The following is a 9701-nucleotide window of genomic DNA, read 5'->3' as shown; positions in this document are numbered from 1 at the left end:
TTTGTACCCATGCCCCGCCCACCACGGCCCGCGGCCCGGCGCGGCACCCGCTTCCACGCCTGGGTCGAGTCCCGGTTCGAGGAACTGCCGCTGATCGCCCCCGAGGAGCTGCCCGGCATCGAGGGCGACGACGAGATCGCCGACGAGCGCGACCTCGCCGAACTCAAGGAGGCCTTCCTGCGGACCCCGTACGCCGAGCGCACCCCCTACCGCGTCGAGGCGCCGTTCCAGATCGACCTCGCCGGGAGGGTGATCCGCGGCCGGATCGACGCGGTGTACCGGGAGGGTGAGGGCTACGAGATCGTCGACTGGAAGACCGGTCGGGCCGGCACCGCCGACCCGCTGCAGCTCGCCGTCTACCGGCTCGCCTGGGCCGAGCGGCACGGAGTGCCGTTGTCACAGGTCACGGCCGCTTTCCTGCACGTGAGGACGGGGGAGCTGATCCGGCCCGAGGCGCTGCCCGGCCGGGCCGCGTTGGAACGCCTCCTGCTGGGCGGCCCGGAGCCCGGGCCGGGGGACGCGCCCGGTGCCGACGCCGAGGGTTCCGGCGCCGCCCGATAGGCTCAAGGACATGAGCACCACCCCGGACAGCGCCGTCCGCAGTTACCTCGGAGCACATCGTGACGCCTTCCTCGGCGACCTCGCCGAGTGGTTGCGCATCCCCTCCGTCTCGGCCGATCCGGAGCGTGCCGCCGACGTACGGCGCAGCGCCGAGTGGCTGGCGGCGAAGCTGAAGGAGACCGGCTTCCCGGTGGCCGAGGTGTGGGAGACCCCGGGTGCTCCCGCGGTCTTCGCCGAGTGGCCCTCCGACGCGGCGGACGCGCCGACGGTGCTGGTCTACGGCCACCACGACGTGCAGCCCGCCGCCCTCGAGGACGGCTGGGACGGCGAGCCCTTCGAGCCGCGGATCAGCGACGGCCGGATGTACGGACGGGGCGCCGCCGACGACAAGGGACAGGTGTTCTTCCACACACTCGGCGTCCGTGCCCACCTGGCCGCCACCGGCCGCACCGCCCCCGCGGTGAACCTGAAGCTGCTGATCGAGGGCGAGGAGGAGTCGGGCTCCCCGCACTTCACCGACCTCGTCCGCGCCCACGCCGGACGGCTCGCCTGCGACACCGTGATCGTCTCGGACACCGGCATGTGGGACGAGGACACCCCCACCGTGTGCACCGGCATGCGCGGCCTGGCCGACTGCCAGGTCGACCTGTACGGCCCCGACCAGGACATCCACTCCGGTTCCTTCGGCGGCGCCGTCCCCAACCCGGCGACCGAGGCCGCCCGGCTGGCCGCGGCGCTGCACGACGCGGACGGCCGCGTGACGATCCCCGGCTTCTACGACGGCGTCGTCGAGTTGACCGACCGCGAGCGCGAGCTGTTCGCCCGGCTGCCCTTCGACGAGGAGCGCTGGCTGCGCACCGCGAGGTCGCACGCGACGAGCGGCGAGGCCGGCTACTCCACCCTGGAGCGGGTCTGGGCCCGGCCGACCGCCGAGGTGAACGGCATCGGCGGCGGCTACCAGGGCCCCGGAGGCAAGACGATCGTGCCGTCCTCGGCGCAGCTGAAGCTGTCGTTCCGGCTGGTGGCCGGGCAGGACACCGACCGGGTGCAGCGGCTGGTCGCCGACTGGGTCGCCGCGCGCGTCCCCGCCGGGATCCGGCACGAGATCACCTTCTGGGGCGCCACCCGCCCCTGCCTGACCCCGCTGGACCACCCCGCGCTGGGCGCGGTGACCCGGGCCATGGGCCGGGCCTTCGGCAAGGAGGTCCTGTTCACCCGCGAGGGCGGCTCGGGCCCGGCGGCCGACCTGCAGGACGTGCTCGATGTCCCCGTCCTGTTCCTGGGAATTTCCGTGCCGTCCGACGGTTGGCACTCGGTGAACGAGAAGGTGGAACTCGACCTTCTGCTCAAGGGCGTGGAGACGTCCGCGTACCTCTGGAGCGAGTTCACGACTCTGTGAGCATCCGCATCCATCCGCGCGCTACGGGGAGTTGACAGCAATCTTGTCCGATACGTCCGGAACCGGAACCACCTTCGACGCGACGGCCTTCCCGCCGCCCCTCGCCCGCCCGTCGGGCGTGGACCGCGCCGCCGAGCACCGGCTCGACGAGGCGTGGCTGGCGGCGGCCTGGAGCCACCCGAAGACGCAGGTGTTCGTGGTCTCCGGGGGGCAGGTCCTGGTCGAGGACACCCCGGACGGCCGCACCGAGCTGGTCATGATGCCGAGCTTCGAGGCACCGGAGAGCGAGGTGCACCGCTACTTCCTCGGCGTCGACGAGGAGGGGGTGCGCTACTTCGCGCTGCAGAAGGACGCGCTGCCCGGACGCCTGGACGAGGCCGCCCGCCCGGCGGGGCTGCGGGAGGTCGGGGCCCTGCTGTCGGACCGCGACGCGGGGCTCATGGTGCACGCGGTCGCCCTGGAGAACTGGCAGCGCATGCACCGTTTCTGCTCGCGCTGCGGCGAGCGCACCGTGGTGGCCGCGGCGGGTCACATCCGCCGCTGCCCGGCCTGTGGCGCGGAGCACTACCCGCGCACCGACCCGGCGGTGATCATGCTGGTCACCGACGAGGAGGACCGGGCGCTGCTGGGCCGCCAGGCGCACTGGCCGGAGGGGCGCTTCTCGACGCTGGCCGGCTTCGTCGAGCCGGGGGAGTCCATCGAGCAGGCCGTGGTGCGCGAGGTCGCCGAGGAGGCCGGCGTGACCGTCGGCGAGGTGGGTTACGTCTCCAGCCAGCCCTGGCCGTTCCCCTCCAGCCTGATGCTGGGCTTCATGGCGCGCGCCACGTCCGCGGAGATCACCGTGGACGGCGAGGAACTGCACGAGGCGCGCTGGTTCTCGCGCGAGGAGTACCGCAAGGCGATGGAGACCGGCGAGGTGCTGCCGCCGTACGGGATCTCCATCGCGGCGCGGCTGATCGAGCGCTGGTACGGGATGCCGCTGCCGGCCCGCCGCTGAGCGCGGGCCCGTGCGGCCCGGCCGTGCCTGCCGCGCGGCCGGGCCGGGCCGGCCTCAGCCGGCGAGGGCCTGCTTGACCTGGGCCAGGCTCGGGTTGCTGAGCGCGACCGGCTCGGCGCCGCTCTTGGGGGACACCAGGAGGGTCGGGACGAGCTGGTTGCCCCCGTTGACGCTCTCGACGAACTTCGCCGAGTCCGGGTCCTGCTCGATGTTGACCTCCGTGAAGGTGATTCCCTCACGGTCCAGCTGACCCTTCAGGCGGCGGCAGTATCCGCACCACGTGGTGCTGTACATCGTCACAGTGCCGGACATCGGTGTTCGCTCCTCAAGGCGGGGGATGACGTCGATCCCGAGAACGCTAACCCCTCGTCTCGGCATTCCTTGCAATCGTTCGCGGTACGACCATCCCACCTCAGCTGTGGATAACTTTCCCGGCCGTCTCCCGGGACCTGGCAGCATGGCGGGGTGACTGCACCAACCCACACCCCGCTCTTCCCGGACTTCCCAGCCGTCCCGGACTCGGCGGACGCCGTGCTCGCCGGGCTCGACCCCGAGCAGCGCGCCGTCGCCACCGCCCTGCACGGCCCGGTGTGCGTGCTGGCGGGAGCCGGCACGGGCAAGACGCGCGCGATCACCCACCGGATCGCGTACGGGGTGCGGGCCGGGATGATGCAGCCCGCCAGTGTGCTCGCGGTCACCTTCACCGCCCGTGCGGCCGGTGAGATGCGCGGGCGGCTGCGGCAGCTCGGCGCGGGCGGCGTGCAGGCGCGCACCTTCCACTCCGCGGCGCTGCGCCAGCTGCAGTACTTCTGGCCGCGGGCCATCGGCGGCGAGATGCCGCGGCTGGCCGAGCGCAAGATCCAGCTGGTCGCGGAGGCCGGGGCGCGCTCCCGCATCCGGCTGGACCGCAACGAGCTGCGCGACGTCACCGGCGAGATCGAGTGGGCCAAGGTCACCCAGACCGTCCCGGAGGACTATCCGGCGGCCGCCGCCAAGGCGGCCCGGGACATCCCGCGCGACGCCGCCGAGATCGCCCGCATCTACACGACGTACGAGCAGCTCAAGCGCGACCGCGGGGTCATCGACTTCGAGGACGTGCTGCTGCTCACCGTCGGCGTCCTGGAGGACCGGCCGGACGTCGCCGAGGCCGTCCGCTCCCAGTACCAGCACTTCGTCGTCGACGAGTACCAGGACGTCAGCCCGCTGCAGCAGCGGCTGCTCGACCTGTGGCTCGGCGGCCGGGACAACCTCTGCGTCGTCGGCGACGCCTCGCAGACCATCTACTCCTTCACCGGTGCCACCCCGGAGTTCCTGCTCGGGTTCCGCAGCCGGCACCCGGAGGCCACGGTGGTCAAGCTGGTCCGCGACTACCGCTCCACCCCCCAGGTGGTGCACCTGGCCAACGGGCTGCTGTCCCAGGCCCGGGGCCAGGCCGCCCAGCACCGTCTGGAGCTGGTCTCGCAGCGCGAGGCCGGCCCCGAGCCGGTCTACACCGAGTACGCCGACGAGCCCGCCGAGGCCGAGGGCACCGCCCGGCGGATCCGCGAGCTGATCGACGGGGGCGTTCGGCCCAGCGAGATCGCCGTGCTCTACCGGGTGAACGCCCAGTCCGAGGTCTACGAGCAGGCGCTGGCCGACGCCGGCGTGCCGTACCAGCTGCGCGGGGCCGAGCGCTTCTTCGAGCGTCCCGAGGTCCGCGAGGCCGGGATGCTGCTGCGCGGGGCCGCGCGGGCGGGCGGCGGTTCCGACCCGGGTCTGGACGACGCGGACCTGCCCGCGCACGTGCGGGCGGTGCTCAGCAGCCGCGGCTGGTCCTCCGAGCCCCCGGCCGGGTCGGGCGCGGTCCGCGACCGCTGGGAGTCGCTGGCGGCCCTGGTGCGACTCGCCGAGGACTTCGCGCGGGCCCGGCCGGAGGCCACGCTCGCGGACTTCGTCGCCGAGCTCGACGAACGCGCGGGCGCCCAGCACGCCCCGACCGTCGAGGGCGTCACCCTGGCCTCGCTGCACGCCGCCAAGGGCCTGGAGTGGGACGCGGTGTTCCTGGTCGGCCTGACCGAGGGCACGATGCCGATCACCTACGCCAAGACCGACGAGCAGGTCGAGGAGGAGCGCCGGCTGCTCTACGTCGGCGTCACCCGCGCCCGGTTCCACCTCGTCCTGTCGTGGGCCCTGTCCCGCTCGCCGGGCGGTCGCGGCGGCAGGCGGCCCTCGCGCTTCCTGGACGGGCTGCGGCCGGGTTCGGCGGCCCGGGGCAGGGCGGGCGGCCGTTCGGCCGCCACGGGCGGCGTGGAGCGCGGCCCGGGCGGCAGGAAGCGGCGCGGGCCGGTGCAGTGCCGCGTGTGCGGCCGCACCCTGTCCGACGCGGGTGAGATCAAGCTGATGCGCTGTGAGGACTGCCCCTCCGACATGGACGAGGCGCTGTACGAGCGGCTGCGCGAGTGGCGGGTGGAGCAGGCCAAGGCACTGGGCCAACCGGCCTACTGCGTCTTCACCGACAAGACGCTGCTGGCGATCGCCGAGGTGCGGCCCACCACGGAGGGTGAATTGTCCGTCATCTCCGGGGTCGGGGCCCGCAAACTGGACAAGTTCGGCGCCGACGTCCTCGCCCTGTGCACGGGGCGGGAGCCCGTCGGCGAGGCCGGTGACGAAGCTGTTGCGGAAGAGCCCGGAAAATAGTTTGCGCGCCCCGAGGAAATCCCCATAGCCTGCGTGAGCGCGAACGGCGCGGCTCTGTGAAGGACCTTCCCGGAGCGGTGCGATCCGTGATGTACTGACCCAGCACCACCTGTCAGACCAGCCCAACGAGACGCCGAGAGGAGGCGAGACCAGTGACCAGGTTCATGACGAAAATGACCGATCGTCCGGTCGCCGCCGCCTGCTCCCTTGGTGCCTCGCTCCGTGGCACCGGTCTGTCCAGCCGCCTGTCCGGCGGTCTGCCCACCACCGTTCTCTCCATTCGGGAGCGCGGCGGCGAGCGACCGACGCAGGCGCCGGCGGTGGCAGTAATGGCTGAGGCCCAGGCCTATGCCTTTGCGGCGACCAATGGTGCCGGAACCCAGAAGCAGCAGCACCCGAAGTGGGCCTCCCGCGGGCTCGAACCCTGGAGTGATCCAGCCTGATCGACGATCAGGCCGGCACCTCCAGGGCCGCGGAATCCCAGACCGGGATCCGCGGCCCTTCTGTTTTCCCCACCCCCCGACAAACAGATGAGGAACGAAGCGATCGTGCATCTCACCCCGCACGCACCGTCCGTACCCGCCCCCGTACGCCCGCCTGACCCGGAGGTCCCCTTGCTGCCCCTCACCGAGCTCGACGACGAGATCGACCGCCTCGGCGTCCCCGTCCCGTGCCGGACCTACGACCCGGAGGTCTTCTTCGCCGAGTCCCCGGCCGATGTCGAGTACGCCAAGTCGCTCTGCCAGACCTGCCCGGTCCTCGAGGCCTGCCTCGCCGGCGCGAAGGACCGCCGTGAGCCCTGGGGTGTCTGGGGTGGAGAGCTCTTCGTGCAGGGCGTCGTGGTGCCGCGCAAGCGTCCCCGTGGCCGTCCGCGCAAGAACGCGGTTGTGGCATGAAGCGCCCTGCCGTCGGAACGATCGACCGTCCCCTCACGCACGACCCCAAGAAGCAGGCCCCGATGAACCCGTCCGCCACCGAACGCCCCGCCCCGCCCTCCGACGCTCCCGCTGAGCGTCAGAACAGGAACCTCGAAATGCAACTCATGCCAGAAGCCATGGCGCGTGCCCATATGCAAGAGCGCCTCTACGAGGCCGAGCACGAACGGATGGCCCTCCGCGTGCTCAACGCCCGGCGCCTGCAGCGCCGCGCCGAACGCGCCTCGCTGCGCGCCCGCCGGGCGCTGGCGATGGCCGTGATGCAGTAGCGCTCACACATCGGCAACGACACACAACCGCGGGGCCGGTCGATTTCGACCGGCCCCGCGGTATCGTCACGAAGTGGACCAGAAGACTCAATTCGAACGGGTCGGGACTGCTCCCACCACGACGACGTGCGCCCGCTGCGGGGCCGTCGCCGAGGGACTCCCCCTCACCTGGACCTGCTCCGTCGAGAACGGCAGCCGCGTGTACTTCTGCGACGACTGTGCCCGCACCAACATCCGCAGTATCGAGGGCCGGCTGGACTCCTCCTGGTGGTAGGGCCGTCCCGGCCCCCCTGTGGCTAGGCCGAGGCGTCCTCGGCCTCGGGCAGCGGGGCCAGGTCCTCCCCGGAGAAGCCCGGCAGCCACTCGAGCAGCTCGTCCCGCAGCCTGACCGTGGCCGCCAGCTGGCACAGCACCCCGATGGTGCTGAGCGTCACCCGGTGGATGAGCAGGTACGAGGGCGGCAGGTTGAGCTGCTTACCCAACTGGTGCGCGGGTGAGCGCGGGTCGGCGACCCGCGCCGCCTGCGCGCGCATCCAGCCACGCGCGAAGGTGAACTCGTCCACCGCCGCGGGCTCGATGATCGGCCGCAGGTAGTCCAGCACGGCGTCCGGGTCGAGTGCGATCGTCGGCTTGACGAAGCCCTCCTGGCGGAGCATCGAGTGCACCGACTCCGCGTCGTCGGCCAGCGCCAGGCGCAGCGCCGTCCCTATCGGCACCGGCAGGCCCTCCGGCAGGCGGTCGACGGTGCCGAAGTCGAGCACGCCCAGCCGCCAGCCCTCCGCAGGGCCGTCGTCGACGAGCAGCCGGAAGTTGCCCGGGTGCGGGTCGGCGTGGAGCAGCCCGGTGCGGGCCGGGCCGGCGAACAGGAAGCGCGCCAGCAGCTGACCGGCGCGGTCGCGCATCTCCGCCGTGCCCCGCGAGATCACCTCCGCCAGCGGCACCCCGTCCATCCACTCCGTGACCAGCACCTGGTCCGTGCGGTGCACCACGTCCGGCACCTCCACGTCCGGGTCGTCGGCGAACTCCACCGCGTGGGCGTGCTGGGCCTGTGCCTCCAGCTCGTAGTCCAGCTCCTCCGAGACCCGGTCGCGCAGCTCCGAGATCAGCGGCTTGATGTCCATGCCGGGGATCAGCGGCCCGAACAGCCTCGCCACCCTGCCGAGTTGGTTGAGGTCCGACAGCAGGGCGTCCCCCGCGCCGGGGTACTGGACCTTCACCGCGACCTTGCGGCCGTCGTGCCACACGGCCCGGTGCACCTGCCCGATCGAGGCGGCCGCCGCCGGCTGGTCCTCGAACTCGATGAAGAAGGTGCGCCAGTCCTCGCCGAGGCGCTCGGCCAGTACGGCGTGCACGGTGCGGGCGGGCATCGGCGGCGCCGCGTCCTGCAGCTTGGTGAGGGCGGCGCGGTAGGGGCCCGCGACCTCCTCGGGCAGGGCGGCCTCGAAGACCGACAGGGCCTGCCCGAACTTCATGGCACCGCCCTTCAGCTCGCCGAGGACCTTGAAGAGCTGTTCGGCCGTCCGCTCCTGCAGCTCGGTGGCGACCTCTTCCGCGGGGCGCCCGCCGAGCCGCTTGCCCAGTCCCAGTGTCGCCCGCCCGGCGAATCCCAGTGGGAGCGCCGCCAACTTGGCGGTACGGGTCACGGCTTTGCGCGGAAGATCAGACATGCGCCCCCTCTTTCCGATCGGTCACGTCGTCATTGTCCCCCTCCCCTCCCGGACCATGGCACCGGCCGTGTCACAAACCTCCGGCGTCGTCCGCCGCGCCGGCACCCGCGGCGTGCGCACCGCAGCCGCATCTGCGGTCACCCGGCACCGGCCGCACCTCCGTCGTGAGCCGGGCCAGGCCCATCTCGACGCGCCCCCCGCAGCTCGGCGGCCGGCCGCCGTCGACGAAGGCCAGGGCGTGCGCGGCGGCGAGCCCCGCGACCGTGGTGGCCAGCGCGACGTCGCAGGCGGGGACCCCGCTCCGCCCGGACCTCAGCTGCGCCAGCACCCTGGGCCAGGCCGCGTCGGCGTCCGCCATCCGCAGTCCCAGACATTCCGCACACCCCGTGCTCCCCGGCACCACCAGGGGACCCACCACGCCCCGGCCTTCCAGCACCCCCGCGTACAGATGGGGGATCCCGGCGGCCATCAGCGGTTCGGCCTCCTGGGCGTCAGGGGCGTAGGCGGCCAGACCGTCGCGCGGCGCGACCACCACCAGCGACAGTCCGGGCTCGGGCGCGGCGGACGGCCCCCGGCGGCCCACCGCCGCCGCCCGCGGATCGGGCGCCGCCCTGCGCACCAGACCCCGCGCCGCCGCGTCCCGGCGCTCACCGATGTGCTCGGCGGGGATGCCGCCCGGAGCGGTGTCCCAGGGCTCGACCCGGCCGCCGTCGCGCACGTCGACCCGGCCGACCCCCGCCGCGGAGAGGACCGCCGCGACGGTCGCGCCGACCCGGCCCGCCCCGGCCACCCGTACGCGGGCCGCCCGCCGCCGGCCCATCCGGTCCGCCGCACCACCGGGGTCGGAGTGCACCACGGACAGCGCCGCCAGGTCGGGGCGGAGCCGGTCCAGCGCGGCCGAGTGGTGCCGTATCGTCTCGGACAGCTCGGCGTGCGCCGTCGCGTCGTCGAGCACACCGCCCTCGGCCAGCAATCCGAGCAGCCGCCGCGCCTGCGGGGGCCGCAGCCCCAGCGATTCCGCTTCGCGGGCGAGCGGACCGAGTCCGCGCGTGCCGTCGAGCAGGTCGAGGAAGGCGGCGGCAGCACCGTCCACGGGGTCCAGGACCACCGCGTGCGCCGGGTCGACGCCGAATTGCAGGCTTTCCCGGCTGCGCCAACTGCGGCGCATCGCCGGCTTGAGCATGGGACGCATCGCCA

General features: G+C 73.2%; 11 protein-coding genes. 8 read left to right on the top strand and 3 right to left on the bottom strand.

The window, feature by feature from the left end:
- The 3 genes from PV350_RS06345 to nudC form a co-directional block, all read left to right on the top strand.
- On the top strand, positions 1-561 hold a 561-nt coding region (locus PV350_RS06345), incomplete at its 5' end, for a PD-(D/E)XK nuclease family protein (protein ID WP_500333091.1).
- A gap of 10 nt (positions 562-571) precedes the next feature.
- Entirely contained in the window at positions 572-1960 is a 1389-nt protein-coding gene (locus tag PV350_RS06340) for a dipeptidase (protein ID WP_500333090.1), read from the top strand.
- A gap of 43 nt (positions 1961-2003) precedes the next feature.
- Entirely contained in the window at positions 2004-2957 is a 954-nt protein-coding gene (gene nudC / locus PV350_RS06335; RefSeq protein ID WP_499513834.1) for an NAD(+) diphosphatase, read from the top strand.
- Positions 2958-3011: 54 nt separating this feature from the next.
- Here the strand turns inward: nudC and PV350_RS06330 are convergent, their stop codons facing one another.
- Positions 3012-3269, bottom strand: coding sequence for a glutaredoxin domain-containing protein (locus tag PV350_RS06330; RefSeq protein WP_499513835.1), 258 nt, complete (start codon positions 3267-3269; stop codon positions 3012-3014).
- A 153-nt stretch (positions 3270-3422) separates the two neighbouring features.
- Here PV350_RS06330 and PV350_RS06325 point away from each other — a divergent pair, with 153 nt between their 5' ends.
- The 5 genes from PV350_RS06325 (at position 3423) to PV350_RS06305 (ending at position 7111) form a co-directional block, all read left to right on the top strand.
- Positions 3423-5633, top strand: a complete 2211-nt coding sequence (locus tag PV350_RS06325; RefSeq protein ID WP_500333089.1) for an ATP-dependent DNA helicase UvrD2 — start codon at positions 3423-3425, stop codon at positions 5631-5633.
- A gap of 152 nt (positions 5634-5785) precedes the next feature.
- Entirely contained in the window at positions 5786-6076 is a 291-nt protein-coding gene (locus tag PV350_RS06320) for a hypothetical protein (RefSeq protein ID WP_499513837.1), read from the top strand.
- Positions 6077-6181: 105 nt separating this feature from the next.
- Positions 6182-6529: a WhiB family transcriptional regulator gene (locus PV350_RS06315; RefSeq protein WP_499513838.1), complete on the top strand. Its 348-nt coding sequence runs from the start codon at positions 6182-6184 to the stop codon at positions 6527-6529.
- Positions 6526-6837, top strand: a complete 312-nt coding sequence (locus PV350_RS06310; protein WP_499513839.1) for a putative WhiB-interacting protein — start codon at positions 6526-6528, stop codon at positions 6835-6837. The genes PV350_RS06315 and PV350_RS06310 overlap by 4 nt, the downstream gene beginning before the upstream one ends.
- Before the next feature lie 73 nt (positions 6838-6910).
- A complete protein-coding gene (locus PV350_RS06305) occupies positions 6911-7111 on the top strand; it encodes a hypothetical protein (protein WP_326572546.1) in 201 nt (66 codons plus the stop codon).
- A 22-nt stretch (positions 7112-7133) separates the two neighbouring features.
- Here the strand turns inward: PV350_RS06305 and PV350_RS06300 are convergent, their stop codons facing one another.
- Entirely contained in the window at positions 7134-8504 is a 1371-nt protein-coding gene (locus tag PV350_RS06300; protein WP_499513840.1) for an ABC1 kinase family protein, read from the bottom strand.
- A 70-nt stretch (positions 8505-8574) separates the two neighbouring features.
- On the bottom strand, positions 8575-9696 hold the full coding sequence (locus PV350_RS06295) for a TOMM precursor leader peptide-binding protein (RefSeq protein ID WP_499516937.1): 1122 nt from the start codon (positions 9694-9696) through the stop codon (positions 8575-8577).
- Between the last annotated feature and the right edge of the window lie 5 nt (positions 9697-9701).

The organism is Streptomyces sp. PA03-6a (genome assembly GCF_033792765.1).
Classification (GTDB): domain Bacteria; phylum Actinomycetota; class Actinomycetes; order Streptomycetales; family Streptomycetaceae; genus Actinacidiphila.
The sequence above is the reverse complement of the archived record's forward strand: the minus strand, read 5'-3'. Positions and strand labels throughout refer to the sequence as shown.

Bases quoted from the DNA above. Each gene is read 5' to 3' on its own strand.
- PV350_RS06295 (WP_499516937.1), bottom strand. From the start codon at position 9,696: ATGCGTCCCATGCTCAAGCCGGCGATGCGCCGCAGTTGGCGCAGCCGG.
- PV350_RS06340 (WP_500333090.1), top strand. From the start codon at position 572: ATGAGCACCACCCCGGACAGCGCCGTCCGCAGTTACCTCGGAGCACAT.
- PV350_RS06310 (WP_499513839.1), top strand. From the start codon at position 6,526: ATGAAGCGCCCTGCCGTCGGAACGATCGACCGTCCCCTCACGCACGAC.
- PV350_RS06300 (WP_499513840.1), bottom strand. From the start codon at position 8,504: ATGTCTGATCTTCCGCGCAAAGCCGTGACCCGTACCGCCAAGTTGGCG.
- PV350_RS06330 (WP_499513835.1), bottom strand. From the start codon at position 3,269: ATGTCCGGCACTGTGACGATGTACAGCACCACGTGGTGCGGATACTGC.